Raw genomic sequence first — 18491 nt, 5'->3', positions numbered from 1 at the left:
TTTTATAACCCTTGCCGAGAAACTAGCTTTTCAAAGTGGGCTTGGGTTTGATGGAGTAATTGGTGGCGACTATCTACCAGTGTTTGCTTCAGCGTTGGAACAAGATTGCGAGCTTGCAGAGTCATGTGAAGTTGCAGATTGGCGACATATTCACTGAAATCTTGATTCACTTCATCTGCGCCCGCATCTGTTAATAAATTTGATTCCATTGCCACTGTGTTCTCCTGTGTTAATCCTGTGCTGTCTCTCTTCATGACCAAAAACTATCACGTTGTTTGGACTAACTTCTTTATTTGCAATGAAGTTTAACGCTTCTTAGGGATAGCGTGTCCCTTAAAATCTCAAACCAACACCACCTTGAACTGAGATAGCTGTACCACTGCTATCTCGGTAGGCATCAAAAGCAATAATGGCATTGCCAAAAAGGACAGTATTGCTATGTGGGATCATATAATCAATACCTGGTTGTAAAGCAAAACTAATTTTGTCGCCCACAGGAGAAGAACCACCACCACCAGCCAGCACTAACCCAGCACCCAGGTAGGCATCAGCTTGCCAGTTGAGGGGGAAATCGTAAGAAACCGTTGGTACAACAGCCGTATTATTACCAATTAACACTTGGGCACGCAGTGAAATTGGTGCTTCCAAAAGCTTGTAGCGCCCTGCTATCACCCCCCCAAATTGGATACCATCAGTAATACCAATAGTGGGACCGATACCAATATAACTGCCATAAGCTACTTGAGCTTGTGCTGGTTTCATACTCGCCAGACTCAAGACCAAACCAGCCCCCAAAACTGAAACCAAAGATGGAATATACTTCATAACCAACTCCTCACACCATTTTATTATTGGGTATTGGGCATGGGACATTGGGCATAGTTATTTTCCTTGTCCCTTGTCCCCCTGCTCCCCTGCCCCCTCCATTCTACGGGCAACGGGGATGAATACCACCTTGAGTACAAATGTACGCTAATTGCTTGGCATCTAAATTTTTGGCTTGAGAAAAATCAACACCTTGGACTACGGCAGATACTGAGCCTAAATCTGGGGTTTGGACAAATTGGTCTGCTGGATCTTGTTTGCTAGGAGCGAGAATTGCCCCCTTAAAATCTGCTCCAGCGACATTTGCCCCTCGTAAATCTGCAAGACTCAGGTCGGCATTTTGCAAGTTAACGTTTTCCATTTGGGCAGAACGCAAAACAGCACCAGTTAAACGAGTAGCACTAAGGTTAGCATTGCTGAGATTAGCACGATCCAAATAAGCTCCTGATAAATCTGCTCCTTGCCAATCAGTGTTAGTTAAGTTAGCAAAAGATAATTGCGTTCCGATGGCAGTGGCGCGACCTAAACGCGCTGCATACAGATTGGCTTCGTTTAATTTGGCATCGCCTAAATCTGCCCCAGTCAAGCTGGCTTTTTCCAAAACTGCGTTTCGCAGATCGGCTCCTACTAGTTGGGTGCTGTTGAGTTTAGCATCATATAGACGCGCGTTAGATAAGTTGGCTCTGTTAAGAGTGGCGCGACTCAAATCGATCCGGTTCATCAAGACGCAACTGAGGTTAGCATCAGTAAGATTGGCTTGCTGCAACTGAGCTTGGCTTAAATCAGCCATTACATCGTCGTAGGTATCCCAGCGCCCATCTTCACCCACGCCCCGAAAGCGGCTACCTTTAAAGCTGGCTTGGTTAAGATTTGCAGATTTAAACTTAACTCCAGATAAATCAAGATTGTCCAGTACTAAGTTGAAGAAGGAACTTCCTGAAGTACCGCTTTGACCTAATTGGGTGCTACTTAGGTCAACACCCTCGATTTTTTTACCGCTGTAAACAGAGAGAATCTTGTTGATTGTCCGCTGGTTTCTTTGTAGCCGCCCTTGCCGTAATTCCCGCTCTTTGGTTGCAGTGCTACCCACAGATTCCAGTTCGCTGACCAAAAACTGATTCTTATTTTTGAGTTCCGGGATAGCTTGGGGCCCAACACTTGTCAAAGCTTGTTGAATCGTATCCAGAAGGCTGGGGTTAGTTTCGCTAACTAATAAATCCGCGAGAAATTTAATAGATTGTGGGTCATTAAGACCACCCATAGCCAGAATTGCACTTTGGCGTTGCTCATTAGTCGCCCCAGAGTTGGGAGTCAATTGTTTGACAAGTTCGAGGAATTGTTGGCTGTTGATTTGCTTGGTTGCTCGCTGGGATTGTTGAATTTGGATATAAACTTGAGTGCCAATTAAAGTTGCCAGCACAGCAGTCATACTCGTCAGCCCTACCCCAAACAAAGTCAGATTGGGATTTTGCTGTATTCGCCGCCACAAATTAGGCGACTGGCTGGTTTGCTCTGCCGCTAATTCTTCACCCTCGTGCTTTTCTTCTGCTTGATCATTACCGTCAGCAGACTGAGCTTGTTTGTTGCTAGCTAAGACTGCATCGATTGTATAAGTACCTGCGAGTTGATCGTGGAATGCGCGACGCCCCCGACGCGACGGTAAGCCTATCCCTTCACCCACAATCATTAACAAAGACAAAAATGTGAATAATCCTAAATTCGGAAAAGCAAAGCTGTAGCGCCACAGCAAATAGGCTATGGAAATGGGTACAGTCCAACGCCCAACGCCTTCTCTAATTACAACTGCCCCCAGTCCGGGCGGCTTCCCTTGCTCGTTGACAACCCGCACTTTTAACCAACGTTTCCCAATTGTGCTACCAGTCTTAGCTAATAAATACAATTGCCACCACGAAAGAGTTACAGGTGCTAACAGGGCGATTGTCCACAAAATATTAGTCGGCCATGCAACGTTACGGATGCCATAGCTTACAGGTAGAGCTAGGGGTCTGGCGATCGCTCTTTCTGTGACTACTAGCACGGGGTTAAGCGGCACTCGGTTCAGATCGCTTCTAGAATTGGCATAGACACCAATGCCAAAGGGAATCAACCCACTAGTAACTACTAGTGTGATTTCAGCCGCCCAAGCAGCGAAACGCCTACTTGCTAGCAGCGAATTGGCTCTTTCCGATTTTTTTGACTGACCAGATTGATTACTAGTTCTCCTGACAATTGGTGAGGTCATCGTATAATTTCCTTTGATATTATTTCTACGCCGCGATCGGCACAATTAAAATAGACTAAGCTAATCAGCAAAAAGAAAAGCATATTGAAATAGGATTTAGGAGTTATACAGCAGAATTCAGGAGTCAGAATTCAGAATTTAGAAGTAAAACAGGCTTGATACCTAGTTTTGACACTTCACTTCTGGACTTCACCTTCCTTGAAATCCTCTGTAAGTCAGAAGCCGTTTTGATTCCGGCTCCTGACTCTCATAACTCCCGACAAAGTGCAAAGTAAATGCATATCAACTTATTGCTTACGTTGAAAGCTACCAGACACAAAAAATTTGTATCCAACATACACTAACACTGCCAAAAGTGCCAGACTGATTACAGATGCAACTAGTTTAAACACTGCTTGCAGTATCGCCAAGCCTACTAGCACCGTCACACCTGAAACTACCAGCTTTTTCACACCAGATAAGCTGTTGAACCAAATCTGAAATCGCTCCAGTTGCAAGTTGAAGCTGGCAAAAACAGACTGAGGCGTTTGTTTTTGTTCTTGTGAAACCACCCCAGGCGGGGAATTAATCTCTGCCTCTAGCTGATTGAGGCGACGCTGTAAGTCTTCTTCTGGTTGAGGATTCATCAATCTTTCCTACCTCGTTAGCATACTTATTCAACAATAGACCAACCAAATTTTATTTTTGGTGGTTGTCTTAGTGATTTTAGCTAATGTCTGTAAGTGCAAGACCTTTCTGAACAGGGAAAAATTATGTTTTTTTTGTTGCCTTCCAGACATCAATTGTAGAGACGTTGCAATGCAACGTCTCTACATACACCTATCAAATCTTCACAAATAATCCTTAACAGACTGGTATTGCTTTATACGGCGTCTTTTGGAACCAAGACGGATTGCTGTCGTCTATATAAATCAGACTGTATAACAATATTGCTCTAAAAACTGGAGCATTAATTAAAATGAAGACGCTTAGGCTACTTGCAATTATTCCCACAGCTTTGGCTATGAGTTTGGTTTTCACTGAGGCTAATTTGGCACAGACACCAACAATCCAAATTAATCGAAATTCCCAACCAGATCCAATGATTTTGAACGGCAAGTCTGGGGGAACTGTCAAAAGTAATTGTGGCAATATTACCACTGAACCTAATCAAGTTATCCAAGTTACAGAGTCACTACCTTATTTGCGATTAACAGTAGAGAGTCAAGGAAAGCCAACACTGCTGATCGACGGGCCTGGGGGGCGCTTTTGTGTACTAGCAGATAGTTATTCTGGAGGTAAGTCAGAACTTTCTGGTTATTGGCAGGCAGGAAAATACTCGCTGTATGTGGGCGAACTATCCCCGCAACAGTATACTTACAGCCTCTCAATCTCGCAAAAAAATAAATAGTCATTAGTCATTTATGCTTTGCTAATGACTAACGATCCTTGACTATTCTTCCAGTGATTTGGCTGGAACTTCGACAGCAGTGACATCAATTGTGCCTTCTGGTGTGAAGCGCTGAAAATGACTATTTTGTACTAACAGTAATTCCTGACAGTTAGGACATTGCAACTGAGTGTTATTTAAACCTGTAAATTCATATCCACAGACGGGACATTGATCGGCAACCAAGTTGCGTTGCAGCCACCAACGAAAGCCAAAAAAAGCCACAATAGGTGCCAACAACAGCAACCCGAAAATAATTAGCAATGAATTAACTAACCAACCCAAGCCCACTGATGCCAGTAACAAAACAACTGCCAGCAGGGTGAGCCAAGGGCGGAGATTTAAAAGATTCAATTGAAATGACTTAAAGCTCATTTTTTAAATATCGTCCTGCTCTCCTTCTAGGATAGCGATTTTAGTCATTAGTTATGAGTCATTGATCGTTTGTCATTTGGACTCAAATGGACTTTATTACTGAGGATAGCAGCATTTTTTGTAAGTGCTGTTGAAAGGCATTTAGGCCAAACAGAGCGATCGCCTGTTCTCTTAGCCACTCCCCATCACATCGCTGGTCATCCCCTTGAAGCATTTCTATACAAGCTGTTGCTACAGCATCAGGACTGCGGTGTGGTACTCGCCATCCCAGTTTACCATCCTGCAAGGGGTCAGCGGAACCATCGTCGTCACCGGATAACACCGGCACTCCACAAGCCATTGCTTCTAGATAAACTATGCCAAAGCCTTCTTGCGAAGGCATAATATAGGCGTCAGCAAGGCGATAATGTTCCATTAATTCTTCTGTGGCAACGAAACCCGCAAACACGACGCGATCGCTCACACCTAAATATGCAGCAAGTTTAGCTAATCGTGGTTGGTCATCGCCGCGACCAATTACCAAATATTTCACTTCTGGAAAAACTTGAGCGATTTGTGGTATAGCCCGAATGGTGACATCTACACCTTTGTAAATATCTCCTGACCATAACCGCGCTACTGTCATTAACACTTTTGCACCAGTTAAGCCATACTTCTGGACTAATTCTGGTTGTTTGGAACCAGGAGTAAATTTATCTGGATCAATTGCACAAGGCATCATCTGTACCATTTTCGGGTTTAGACTATTGGCAATACAAGCGCGATCGCGGCTGTAGCGACTAATTGTCCAAATTCTATCTGCTGATGTCAGAGCGCGACGTTCTTGATTTTTCAACGGTTCCCAGACTTCTTTGCCGTAAGTTAGCACAGTGTAAGGAATTCCCAAGGGCTGGCAAAGTGTTTGGATTAATACTGCTAAGTTAATATGACCACAGAAAACCTGCTGCGGACGGCTCTGCAACAGACACTTCAGTAAAGCCGCTGCCATTTGCAATCTCCCCAAATAGGGGGACTGATTTTTAAAGTAATGAAATTTTAAGTTCTCGTCTTCAAACGGATTTAAGCTATCAGCACTATCTCGCAGTAAAAAAACTTCTGCCTTGTAGTCTTGGCTCAATCCCAGATAGGCGCGAAAAATATCTTTTATATACGATTGAATACCACCTTCGTGAGCGAAAATTTCTAAAAACACGAAGACATGGTTAGTTTTTTTGTTAACTTTATCACCTAGATTCAGGTTTTTTGTCACTGTAGTGATGTGCATCTTAAGATTATTTACACTCGCGGTAAGGGCACGATGCCTGCGGCAAGGACTTCATCCAACGCACCGCTTTGTAACCGCTCCAAATCTGTTTTTACCATTTTTTCTAAAAGTTCCTCAAAGCTTACTTGGGGTTCCCAGCCGAGGTTTCTTTTAGCTTTACTGGGATTAGCTACTAGTTGAAAATGCTCATCTTGCCGCAACAAGCTAGTATTTAAGACTACATGCTGCTTCCAATCCAATCCGACTGACTCAAAGGCTGTGGCAACTAAATCTCTAACACTATGCAGTTTACCAGTGCCAATCACATATTCTTCTGGTTCATCAATTTGCAACATTAGCCACATGGCCTCTACATAATCACCTGCAAAGCCCCAATCACGTTTGGCATCGAGATTACCGATTTCTAAGGTGTCAGTTAAACCCAATTTAATTGATGCAGCCGCCAAAGAAACTTTGCGTGTGACAAACTGAGGTGCGCGGAGAGGAGACTCGTGATTATATAAAATTCCGCTACAGGCAAATAGTCCATAGCGCTGTCTATGATGTACCATCGTCCAGTGGGCGTGCATTTTAGCCGCAGCATAAGGATTTTTGGGACGAAAAGGAGTTTCCTCATCTTGAGGCGAGAGGAATACATCGCCAAACATTTCTGAACTGCTGGCTTGATAAAATCTGGTAGACAAACCAACTTTTCGTACTGCTTCCAAGAGCCTGGTAGCTGTACCAGTTATTAAATCCAGGGTTCCCAATGGGTCGTTCCAGGAGTCGGGTACAAAACTGGGAGCCGCCAAATTGTAAATTTCTTGAGGACGCAGTTGTTCAACTGCGGTCAACAGTGCCGCACTATCCCTCAAGTCAACCGTAAAAATTTCTACCTGATTTGCCAGTATTCCCAGTTTTGTCAAATTAGGTTGTCGATGTGGGGGTACTAATCCGACAACTCGATAACCACGATTGAGAAGCAAATGGCTGAGATAGTAGCCATCTTGACCAGTAATTCCTGTAATTAGGGCTGTCTTAGTCATATTTTGTCCCCTATTCTGTCTATCTCTTTAAGCACAAAATGGCACTTGTTAGAGAACAAACATTAAGATTCTCAACACTGCTGACAAATCTTAACAAGGGAGCTAGTGTAACTCGAATGCTATTTTTACTATATTCACTAATCCTTTTTATACAAAAATATTACTTAAAATTTTACCAAAAAATCATAATTAATAAGCAATTTTACGTAAAAAATATATTTCTCCAATTTAAATAATATTAAAAAAGGAGTATACTTTTATCAATCAAATAACTATGTATCTCAGCAAAAACTGCTTCTGTTTGAAAGTGTGTACCTCAACTTTTAGCAAAATCTTCGTTAGCTTGGTGACGACTATAGGAGAAGTTTTATTTGTTTGACTCCTAAGTACGGGCGAGCTAGCAAGAGAGTATTGTAGAGAAGAAAAGCCCTAGTTTTTTGTCGATACTCCTTCCCTACACTCCGCTTACAAGCCAAATTTCACTGTTACTTTTGTGCTTCTACAGAGTATTTGACAATGAGCAGGCAATTTCTACCATCCGCACCACGTTCGTATACAACCCGGTCAGCCAACCGCCGGAGGAGAAACCATCCATACCCACCTACTTGCAGAGTACCTGGGGCTGGCTCTGCGATCGCATCAGGATTGAAAGGTTTTCCGTAATCCCAAATTCTAATCTCTAGTCGGTCAATCCACAGATAAACGTTAATTTCAATGGTTGTTTCCGGGGGTAAAGCATGATGAGCATGACGAACAGCGTTGGTAAAGCCTTCTGCTAATGCTAAATTGAGGCGATCAAGTTGGGTTTTTGACCAGCCAAGTTGAGACAAGTGTTGCAGACAAAATTGCTCAAACCATTCTTGCACCTGGTTTAAGAGCCTGAGTTCGCTCTTAACAGTCAGATGGTCTTGCTGCACTATACTAAGCATTAACTGTGAGTTGAATATAAGTAAACCCAAGTTGCTAGTTATTAAATTCTGCGCTGTTCGCAAAATTTCTCTCACATAAAAAAATCTAAATTGACATATTCTGTGTACCAAAATACAAAACATGAACGATTTTGGCAATCTGAGGGTTGTAACTAGCAACTTACGTTAAGTAAGTAAGAAATGTTTGTATTTGTTGACTTTTGATCATTTGAGATTTGGGAATAGCTTTTCCATCCAAAACTTCAAATACCAGATGCAATCTGAACTATTAAAGAAGAATTCAGAATGTAATCAGTGAGGGATACTCTGTAGAGTCTTGCTACAAACCCAACACTATCTTGTTGACCACTGAAAACAGCATATTTAGTGTAGGAATTAAACCCGTTTCTTCAGACGCTATCTACGAGACGCAGTGCTTAACTTGCTTTCCCATAGGATACGCGGACTCGCTTTGGGTAGCGTTATCCGCTTTTCATTCAGAATTAAATTCTGAATTCTGGCTTCTGACTCCTGAATTCTTTCCTGTTAAAATTGACGCCTGTTGATTGTTTTCAAAAGCACATCTGCATCTGCTCTTGAAACTTACAGGCGTCAAAGCATTTTCTAGTGACTAATTTAGAATAGTCCCAAGGTCAAAGATTTATCCAATGGCAAAGCAGCACCAATACCCAGCCACAAGGTGACAAGAGTACCAACGAGGAATACTGTGGTTGCAACTGGACGGCGGAAGGGGTTTTGGAACTTATTCACGTTCTCAATAAAGGGAATAAGGATTAGACCTACTGGTACGGAACCCATTGCTAACACTCCTAAAAGTTTGTTAGGAAGCGATCGCAAAATTTGGAAGACTGGATACAAGTACCACTCTGGCAAAATTTCCAATGGTGTGGCGAAAGGATTTGCTGGTTCACCGGTCATTGCGGGATCTAGCACAGCTAGAGCCACAATCGCAGCGAAGGAACCCATGATCACAATTGGAAAGACGTAAAGTAGGTCATTAGGCCAAGCGGGTTCACCATAATAGTTGTGACCCATGCCTTTTTCGAGTTTTGCTCTTAACTGAGGATCGCTCAGGTCAGGTTTTTTTTGTGTTGACATTTTGAAATGTGCTCTCCTGCTTAAGTTCAATTAAAGCATTTGTGAAAGCTATCAGCTACTAGGCAACCAACAGGCAAGAAACAGCGTTTACTATATCTACAGTCATCCGCCTGAAGTTTTCTACAGCTTTGGGCTTCAGATACAAGTATTTGTTTTTTGTAACTTATGTGCAATTAATTTATTGTGTTTCATAAGTTTAAAACAAACAACTTGATCTGAAAACTAACAAATGTTGCCTTTCGCTAATAGCTGAGATTACAAAGGCCCGGAAATACCTTGCTTGCGGATCATCAAGAAGTGAAACAGCATGAATACTGCAATCAACCAAGGCAGTACAAATGTGTGTGCGCTGTAGTAACGAGTTAGTGTTGCTTGACCAACACTAGAACCGCCGCGCAGCAGGTCGGAAATCAGAACTCCAACCACGGGAATTGCTTCTGGTACGCCGCTAACGATTTTCACAGCCCAGTAGCCAACTTGATCCCAAGGTAGGGAATAGCCGGTAACTCCGAAGGAAACGGTAATCACAGCTAGGATCACACCACTTATCCAGGTCAATTCGCGGGGCTTTTTGAAACCACCAGTCAGATAAACCCGGAAAGTGTGCAAAATCATCATCAATACCATCATGCTGGCAGACCAGCGATGGATGGAGCGAATTAGCCAACCGAAGTTCACTTCATTCATGAGGTACTCCACTGAGGAGAAAGCTTCAGTGACTGTTGGCCTGTAGTAGAACGTCATGGCAAATCCAGTGGCAAACTGGATCAGAAAGCAAACCAGGGTAATTCCACCCAGGCAGTAAAAAATATTGACGTGGGGAGGGACGTACTTGCTAGTGACGTCTTCGGCGAGTGCCTGAATCTCCAGGCGTTCCTCAAACCAGTCGGAAACGTTGGTCATACAATCTCAAGTTCCTAAAAGTCGGTTGCGGTTGATAAATCCCGAAGTTCTGAATCGGCAGAAGCCTTCGCTCAGACTTCTCTCCCAACTAGTAATTTTGGGATTTTAGTAAAGGGGAGTTTTTTTGTTTGCTTTTGGGCTTTTGGCGTGCTAAGAGACTTCAGAAACTTTACACTCTGTAAAGATGGAATATATTGCGATCTCTTTACGCCCCTACACAGAAAATGGTGGACACAAAGTAGATTTTATCCTTTGCTGAGTGGATACGATGCATCAGTTGACTGAACAACTTGATGAGAAAAATGCACCACTTCTATAAAAAAAGTAACATAATCGAGAGATAGATTTCATCAACAACAGAGGAAGTGGGCATTATCTAGGCAATTTGGGTTGAGGTGGAATTGATAATGGGGTTCATGAACAAACAAGTCTTTCGGGTTGGATTTTCATTGTTAATGGCATTTTGCTTGGTGTTGGGTACGCTCACTCAGCCAGCACTGGCTTTGACTGGGGAACAAAAGCTGGTTTCGGAAGTTTGGCGAATTGTTAATCGTACTTATCTAGATGAGACGTTTAATCATCAAAACTGGGCGGCTGTCAGGCAAAAGGTTCTAGAGAAGCCACTGGCAGACTCAAATGCCAGTTATCAGGCAATTGGGAAGATGCTCAAGAGCCTCGACGATCCTTTTACCCGCTTTTTAGATCCAGAACAGTACCGCAGCTTGCAGGTCAATACTTCTGGGGAACTGACTGGGGTAGGATTGCAAATTGCCCTGAATCCTGAGAATGGGAAGTTGGAAGTAGTGGCTCCCATCGCCGGTTCACCGGCGGATAAAGCGGGGATTCGACCACGCGATCGCATTCTCAAAATTGAAGGTGTTTCCACAGAAAATCTCACCCTTGATGAAGCTGCAACCAGAATGCGCGGGCCGAGTGGCAGCCTTGTGACTCTCTTGATCGAACGAGACGGAGAGACAGAAACGGAAATTAGACTGACACGCGATCGCATTGCTCTTAACCCTGTGGTTTCAGATTTGCGTGTTTCTGCTGAGGGTACACCCATTGGCTACCTAAGTCTTACACAATTTAATGCCAACGCTTCAATGGAAGTGGCACACGCTATTTCTAGTCTAGAAAAAAAAGGCGCTGCTGCCTACATTCTAGATTTACGAAATAATCCTGGGGGATTATTACAATCAGGAATTGAAATCGCCCGTCTGTGGTTAGACTCTGGGATTATCGTCTACACTGTTAACCGACAAGGCATTCAGGGTAGTTTTGAAGCCCTTGGGCCAGCCCTGACCAAAGATCCTCTGGTGATTTTGGTGAATCAAGGAACTGCTAGTGCCAGTGAGATTCTCGCTGGCGCACTCCAAGATAACCATCGCGCCCAGTTGGTAGGCGAAACCACTTTTGGCAAGGGATTAATTCAATCCTTGTTTGAATTATCAGATGGTTCGGGCTTGGCAGTGACAATTGCTAAGTATGAAACTCCTGAACACCGGGATATTAACAAACTAGGTATTAAGCCGGATAAAGTTATTTCCCAACCAGCCATTAACCGGGAACAGATTGGCACCGAAGCGGATCTGCAATATCAAGCAGCAGTCGAACTTTTGGTGAAAAACTCGATGGTGGTGGGTAAGGCTTGAATAAGGGGACAAGGAGACAAATCAGGTGGGGATTTAGACTCCATCTGATACCATAACTACCAAATAAGATTTAGTTATGCCGATAACGGTAGCTGAATCACAAATTCAGTTCCTTCCCCAAGTTGGGAATTCACCGCGATCGCTCCGCCATGTTTTTCTACAATGATTTGACGAGCGATCGCCAATCCTAATCCTGTACCTTTACCGACAGCTTTTGTCGTAAATAAATGGTCAAATATTTTTTGTTTTACCTTTTCATCTATACCCTTTGCATTATCGGCGATTGTAATTTTAACTAGATTATTTTCTACTGTAGTTGTAATTGTAATACAGTTTGGATTTGCTTTAATTTCGTCAAAACTTCGGCCAAGATTCGATTCCTCCAAGGCATCAATAGCATTTGCTAAGATATTCATAAATACTTGATTTAATTGTCCAGGAAAACACTCAATTTGAGGTAAAATGCTGTATTTAGTTATCACTTCAATTGCTGGACGTTGCTCGTTAGCCTTGAGACGATGTTTCAAAATTAAAATCGTGCTGTCGATGCCTTGGTGAATATTAAACGGTACTTTATAATCTTTATCGGCACGCGAGAAAGTTCGTAAACTGGTGCTGATATTTTTCAAGCGATCGCACGCCATAGTCATGGAATCAATTATCTTGGGCAAGTCTTCTAAGCTATAATCTAAATCGATTTCTTTAGCATGGTCTTTAATTTCATCATTTACATTGAGCAAGCTTTCTTGATAGAGTTTTAAGTGTTCAACAATATCAGCGATGGTAGGTTTAGCTTGTTTGAGACTGGCAGCAATAAAACCGAGGGGATTATTCATTTCGTGAGCCACACCTGCAACTAAGTTGCCCAGGGCTGACATCTTTTCACTTTGAACAATTTGTAATTGGGCGTGTTGTAAATCGTTCAAGGCTTGTTGCAAATCTTGTGATTTTTGCTGCAAGGCAAGTTCTGCAAGTTTGCGATCGCTAATATCTCGCATCACAACGACTGCACCGAATTTGTTGCCCGAAGAATCGACGATCGCTTGTCCGCTTGCTAATAAAATTCTTTTAGAACCATGCTTTGGCGCAATTACCATTTCGGCATTTTCGACGATTTCCCCTTGTAAGGCGCGAAACAGAGGAATTTCCGTTTTTGATAGGGGTGTTTGACCATCCGGTTGATAAAGATCGAAGTGTTCTGTCCATTCTTCTGCTGGTAATGATTCTACTGGTAAGCCATGAAATTCACGAGTTGCTTTGTTAAATAGAGTCAATTTCCCACTAGCATCGCAAACAACAATCCCATCGGTAATATTGTGAATGATGGCATTCAAGAACTCTCGTTTTTTGACTAGAGATGCTTCGGCCTGTTTGCGATCGCTAATATCAATTACCACCCCATCCCATAGAATTGCGCCATCGGCTTGTTGCTCTGGTCGAGAAGCAGATTGAATCCATTTCATAGTTCCTGAAGGCAGGATAATGCGCCATTCTTGCTCAAATGGTGTGAGATTTTGAGCAGAGTAGGCGATCGCTTGGGCAATAGCTGGGCGATCGTCAGGATGATTCATGGCATAAAGGCTATGCGTCCCTGCCATCACCAACTCTGGCTCTAACCCATATAAGTCAAAACAGCCAGAGCTAACATAGGGTGTTGAAGTTGAACCGTCAGCCGCCAGACGGAATTGGTACACCATACCAGGAATATTATTCGCCAAATTTTGGAAGCGGATTTCACTAGCCTGCAATTTTGCTAGAGATTGTGTTAACTGTTGAGCAGAGTTCTGAGAATTGCGATAAAGTCGGGCATTTTCCAGAGAAATTGCAGCTTGAGCGCAAAGTAAGTTCAGCAGTTCGACGCGATCGCTTGTAAAGGCTGCGGTTGCCAAATTATTTTCTAGGTACAATACGCCCAGCAATTTACCCTGATGCAAAACTGGGCTGCACAAGATACTCTTAGGTTGCTGTTGCTGAATATATGGGTCATTGATTAGTTGCAGATGCACTGTAGCATCAGTAATTATTGCTGGTTGTAAGTTGCGTTTGACATTATTAATTAAGCCAACTGGTACATCAACTGAGTCTTCAACGGGCTGTGGGTTGAGCAACATCGGGTAAAAATCGACCTTGGCAGCCTGATTCTGTACATCACTCAGGGAAAGCTGTGCTAAAGCCTGAACTAGCAACCGATCTGACTCCAAAAGCATGAATACACATTTATCAGCTCCAGCATTTTCAATGACGATATGCAGCAAAGCTGAAAGCAGTTTTTCGAGTTCGATTTCCCCAGAAAGGGTTTGGGAAGCTTTGAGAATGGCTGCTAAATCTAAAGCAACAGATACGCTGCTACTACTGGAAGTGGCAGAACTGGTGGAGGTGAAACTTTCCAATGTAAAGATAGTTTCGTTAGTTGAGAGGGGAAAACGGGTTTGCTGGAGGATGGGGGCGAGGAGTTGGGGATAGTGGCGTTCTAAGTCGGCGACTTTAGCTTTTGCGCCCCAACGAGCATAGCCATAGTAGGCGTTCGTCATGTATTCCTGGGCAATGCGCTGTTTACCCCAGTCGAGGTAGAACTTAGCGGCCAGTTCGTTGGCAAGTGCTTCTTCTTGGGTGTAACCGTGTTCTTTGGCAAGAGCAATGGCGCGATCGTACAATTCTATTGCCTCTGATTTATGTCCCAGAACCCGATATCGTTCTGCTTCAACCAAATAAAACTTGTGTAAATGATTGGCTGGAATATAGCTAGCCCAAGTTTTGATCTTTTCCTGATTTTTGCTCACCCGCCCAAGAATGTGTTGTTGTTCTGTTGCGGAAACTTGGGAATAGATTGCCAAATGAGCCAGAGAATCATAGGTGTGGAAGATTGGAACCACAAATAATCCGATGACACCGCCTAGATAATTTTCAGTTGCGATCGCAGCTTCCACTGCAAGTTCAAACTTCCCAAACAGATAACCGAGAAAAAGTTTACTCACATAGAAATAGTACAGCGCAGTTTGATCGCCTGAGTGCTGGAGGACTGGCAGCATTTGCTCTTGATTAAAAACCTTACCAATCAGTTGCCATACTTCAGCATCATCGCCGATTAAATTCAAAATTCCTTGCTGAAAAATAGTCAGATGGCTGAGAAGTCCTTCTTGTTTGAGTTGAGTGAGTTGAAGGCGGAAGGCATCGCTCTCCCGACTTAGCTCCCCCAGTTCTTTACCGACAAATAAAGAGTGCATGACGTAACCGAATGCACAAATGGTAGTTGATTCTAAATCTCCCGTTTCCAGCCCAATTTGATAGCCTTCCCGGAAAAGCGCTAAGGTGTTCTTGAGCGGCTCTTTCCAATGCAATACACTACAGCATACTGCGACATAAGTTCTGGCTTTCAAATTTTTGGCATTAAACTGTTCGAGTAATTTGAGTGCCAGTTGTCCAAACTGATAGCCGCATTCAATGTCTCCTACCACCCCACAAAGCAGCAGTCCATAGTAGGCATAACCATTTGTAGAGTCTGAGGTATTGCCATACTGAACAGATAAATTTACTTGCTCAAGGATAATAAATGGTAAGAGTGTTGGAGCGACAACATAGGCAGAACAAGAGACACCTACGAGAATCCGCATAGCGGCTAATTTGTCTGACTCTATCATCTGATGTAGAGCCATTAAATCTGGCGGTTGCCTTCCAGCTAAGATGGATTTGGTTACCTCGAAAGCCGATGCAATATCTGATTCACCCGGTTGCTTTGGAAAATGGATTCCTAACTGCTCTAAAATCTTGAGAGCAAGCTCCACGCCCTGTAGAAATTGATGTTGAGCTTGAGCGGCTTGAATTTGGATTTCATAGACTTTAACGGTATCCAATAAGGTTCTAGCATTTTCCAAAATGACTGCTGGAAATTGTGCCATCTGCTGAAAGTTGCCACTTAAGTAAGCTGCTTCGGTGGCAGCTTCATAAAGTGTCAGGGTTAGTTCATATTCTGTTTGCCACCGATCTTGTGCAAGCATTGCAATACCTATAGTGGCATACTCAAATGCGGCGGTGTATGCTGTTGCAGCTATTGCTTTTTGTGCAGCTTGTAAATTGAGTTGAGCGAGTTCTGTTTTCTGAGATGGATCGACAATTAAGCTATTCCCGATATTGAGTTGATTGACAATCTCAAATAGTTTTTCGTTCTGTTCTGAGGCTGGTGTATGGTTCAGCAAAAGTTGCCCAATTTTCAGGTGAGTGACCTGTTTTTGCTGGTTGGGAATGAGAGAGTAGGCTGCTTGCTGAACGCGATCGTGCAAGAACTTGTAAGCACAGGTGTCAACCTTCTGTGCTGATATTGGGACTGTGGCAGCTGATGTTTCAGTTTGATAAAACTTGTAGACTTCATTGGTTGGAATCACAAATCCTTCTTGCAATGTTTTCCACAAGTCTACAGCGATTTCCATCTGCGACTTTTCAGAGACGATCGCTAACGTCGCTAAATCGAACTGATTGCCAATACAGGCTGCCAGTTTCAAAATATCTTGAGTGTTGGATGGCAATTTTTGAAGCTGTTGTGCCATAAATTCCACCACATCATCGGTGAGGGCAAGCGATCGCACTTGCGCTACATCACACTGCCAAAAACCTACCTCCCAATCAAAGGTAATCAGCCCATCCTCGTATAGCGCTTTCAAAAACTGAGTTGTGAAAAAGGGATTGCCTTTGGCTTTTTGATAAACTAACTCTGTTAACGGTAATGCCTTTTCAGTTGCACAACTGAGCGAATCGGCGATTAAATGGTTAACATCTGCTTGACTTAAGGGAGCTAGGCTCAAGGTGTTGATGCAGGAGGATGCCTTTTTGATTTCATCTAGCCTTAACATGAGTGGATGAGCCGCAAACACCTCGTTATCGCGGTATGCGCCAATAATGAATAGATAGCCGCAATCACTCTGAGACATTAATAACTTCAGCAAATTCAGCGATGCTGAATCTGCCCACTGCAAATCATCCAGAAATATTACTAACGGATGCTCTCTGGTTGTGAACACCTGAATGAACTGTTGGAACAGCAAATTGAAAAGGTTTTGTGCTGCACTGGCAGATAGTTCAGCGATCGCAGGCTGTTTGCCAATCATCTGTTCCAGTTCAGGAATTACCTCGATCAGAAGTTGTCCGTTCTCTCCAACTGCCGCTAAAATCTTTTTCTGCCATTGCTTTAGCTGAGTATCGCTTTCACTAAGCAACTGTCCCATTAGGTCACGAAAGGCTTGTACAAAAGCAGACAGAGGAATGTTGCGGTTGAACTGGTCGTATTTGCCCTTGATGAAGTAGCCATTCCACCGCACAATCGGCTTATGCACTTCATTGACGACTGCGGTTTTGCCAATACCAGAAAAACCTGCCACTAGCATCAATTGAGAGCTACCATTGGCAACCTGACCAAATGCCTCTAGTAAGGCCTTTACTTTCGATTCCCGCCCGTAGAGTTTTTCTCTTATGAGAAAGCGATCGCTGATATCGCGCTGTCCTAAATCAAACCAGGTGTGTTTGCCTGTTTCTCGCCACTGTTCTAAGCAGGTAACAAGGTCATGTTTAAGTCCTAGCACACTTTGATAGCGGTCTTCGGCGTTCTTCGCCATCAGTTTGCGGACAATTTCGCCCAGCATCAAGGGCAATTTGGGATTGAAATCGCAGACGCAAGGTGGAAGTTTCGCAATGTGGCAATACACCAACTCCATCGGTTCCTGGGACTCAAAGGGCAGTTGTCCACTCAGTAATTCAAAGAAAGTCACACCCAAAGAATAGAAATCGCTGCGGTAGTCAATGCCTCTGTTCATCCGTCCGGTTTGCTCTGGCGACAGATAGGCTAGCGTTCCCTCCAATCCATTGAGGCACTGGATTTCCTGGGTTTCTCGTGGTAAAAGCGAAGCAATACTAAAGTCAATCAGCTTGATTTGTTTGGTGTCAGGGTGAATCAAGATGTTGGCTGGCTTGATATCTTTGTGAATGACGCGCTGTTGATGTAACTGGTGTAAAGTGTCTAGCAGTTGCAGAGCAATGGGTAGGAATTGCTCTAATGTCAGTGTTTTTCCTTGAGGAAATTGCCGCAGGGAAATACCACCAAAGTCTTCCATCACTAGGGCATAACCATTGTGATAGGCTTCCAGGCTGTAGGGTTTGATAATGCCGGGAATATCTAGGTTTTTAGCGATCGCATATTGGTTGCGAAACTGTACTAATTCGGTAAAAGTTGGGTATTCTCGTTTTAAGAGCTTGATGACAGCTGGTAGGCGATCGCATTCTCGAATTGCCCGATATACTTGAGTACGAGAACCTGAATAAAGTTGCTTGATGATTTGGTAGCCAGCAATCTTTAAAGTTCCATCAACTTTTGCGCTCATAAATTTTGACGAAAATTTCTTTATACTAGTGTTATGATTCCCACTACCATATCTTGGTTAACAAACGTTAGAAAAGTTGCATTGAGTATAGGGCACTAGAGGCAAAGAGTAGGAATGCAAAGCACCTTCATGTAGATATGGCGATCGCTTTTTGATGATTTCCCAAACTAGCATCAGAACTCCGTCAAGGAGTTTTTGATCTGACAAACAAAGGCATCAGGCAACAGCAAAGAAGTATTAATTTAGTTGGTGAGTGGCAATAACTTCTGCGGGCATAGTTTTACCAGTACCGCTCATCCCAGAAAATAATGCCGTAATGTTCAAGCCGCGAGTACTTTATATTGGCGAATTCCCATTTGTCATAAACCGTTAGTCAGGTGTTGG

At 43.3% G+C, this 18491-nt stretch carries 13 protein-coding genes; 2 read left to right on the top strand and 11 right to left on the bottom strand.

Features of this window, described 5'->3' with window-relative positions:
• Positions 1–2: 2 nt before the first annotated feature.
• The 4 genes from V7L12_RS17130 to V7L12_RS17115 form a co-directional block, all read right to left on the bottom strand.
• On the bottom strand, positions 3–209 hold the full coding sequence (locus V7L12_RS17130; RefSeq protein ID WP_094352643.1) for a hypothetical protein: 207 nt from the start codon (positions 207–209) through the stop codon (positions 3–5).
• Positions 210–333: 124 nt separating this feature from the next.
• Entirely contained in the window at positions 334–825 is a 492-nt protein-coding gene (locus V7L12_RS17125) for a hypothetical protein (protein ID WP_335085957.1), read from the bottom strand.
• Between the two features lie 103 nt (positions 826–928).
• Positions 929–3067, bottom strand: coding sequence for a pentapeptide repeat-containing protein (locus tag V7L12_RS17120; RefSeq protein ID WP_335085955.1), 2139 nt, complete (start codon positions 3065–3067; stop codon positions 929–931).
• A 287-nt stretch (positions 3068–3354) separates the two neighbouring features.
• Positions 3355–3693 carry a hypothetical protein gene (locus V7L12_RS17115; protein ID WP_335085953.1) on the bottom strand — a complete coding sequence of 113 codons (339 nt, stop codon included), beginning with the start codon at positions 3691–3693 and terminating at the stop codon, positions 3355–3357.
• A 332-nt stretch (positions 3694–4025) separates the two neighbouring features.
• Between V7L12_RS17115 and V7L12_RS17110 the strand changes: the two genes are divergently transcribed.
• A complete protein-coding gene (locus tag V7L12_RS17110) occupies positions 4026–4457 on the top strand; it encodes a hypothetical protein (protein ID WP_334815077.1) in 432 nt (143 codons plus the stop codon).
• Between the two features lie 42 nt (positions 4458–4499).
• On the opposite strand, the gene V7L12_RS17105 is transcribed toward V7L12_RS17110, so the two are convergent.
• The 6 genes from V7L12_RS17105 to petB all read right to left on the bottom strand — a co-directional run bounded on the left by V7L12_RS17105 (position 4500) and on the right by petB (position 10090).
• Positions 4500–4871, bottom strand: coding sequence for a hypothetical protein (locus V7L12_RS17105; RefSeq protein WP_335085951.1), 372 nt, complete (start codon positions 4869–4871; stop codon positions 4500–4502).
• An 82-nt stretch (positions 4872–4953) separates the two neighbouring features.
• Entirely contained in the window at positions 4954–6135 is a 1182-nt protein-coding gene (locus V7L12_RS17100; protein WP_335085949.1) for a glycosyltransferase, read from the bottom strand.
• 11 nt (positions 6136–6146) lie between these two features.
• The gene (locus tag V7L12_RS17095; protein ID WP_335085947.1) at positions 6147–7160 is read right to left on the bottom strand and encodes a GDP-mannose 4,6-dehydratase; all 1014 of its coding nucleotides are present in this window, start codon (positions 7158–7160) and stop codon (positions 6147–6149) included.
• A 485-nt stretch (positions 7161–7645) separates the two neighbouring features.
• Positions 7646–8089 carry an ATP-binding protein gene (locus V7L12_RS17090; RefSeq protein ID WP_292744744.1) on the bottom strand — a complete coding sequence of 148 codons (444 nt, stop codon included), beginning with the start codon at positions 8087–8089 and terminating at the stop codon, positions 7646–7648.
• A 615-nt stretch (positions 8090–8704) separates the two neighbouring features.
• Positions 8705–9187 carry a cytochrome b6-f complex subunit IV gene (petD, locus tag V7L12_RS17085; RefSeq protein WP_334815087.1) on the bottom strand — a complete coding sequence of 161 codons (483 nt, stop codon included), beginning with the start codon at positions 9185–9187 and terminating at the stop codon, positions 8705–8707.
• Between the two features lie 255 nt (positions 9188–9442).
• Entirely contained in the window at positions 9443–10090 is a 648-nt protein-coding gene (petB, locus tag V7L12_RS17080; RefSeq protein ID WP_334815089.1) for a cytochrome b6, read from the bottom strand.
• Positions 10091–10497: 407 nt separating this feature from the next.
• Between petB and ctpA the strand changes: the two genes are divergently transcribed.
• A complete protein-coding gene (ctpA, locus tag V7L12_RS17075; protein ID WP_335085945.1) occupies positions 10498–11742 on the top strand; it encodes a carboxyl-terminal processing protease CtpA in 1245 nt (414 codons plus the stop codon).
• A 74-nt stretch (positions 11743–11816) separates the two neighbouring features.
• Here ctpA and V7L12_RS17070 read toward each other — a convergent pair whose 3' ends face one another.
• Positions 11817–18107: an ATP-binding sensor histidine kinase gene (locus tag V7L12_RS17070; protein WP_335085943.1), complete on the bottom strand. Its 6291-nt coding sequence runs from the start codon at positions 18105–18107 to the stop codon at positions 11817–11819.
• Positions 18108–18491 lie beyond the last annotated feature (384 nt).

Origin of the sequence: Nostoc sp., from assembly GCF_036918245.1 — a bacterium.
Classification (GTDB): Bacteria; Cyanobacteriota; Cyanobacteriia; order Cyanobacteriales; family Nostocaceae; genus Nostoc.
This window is presented reverse-complemented; position numbering and strand designations above follow the sequence as displayed.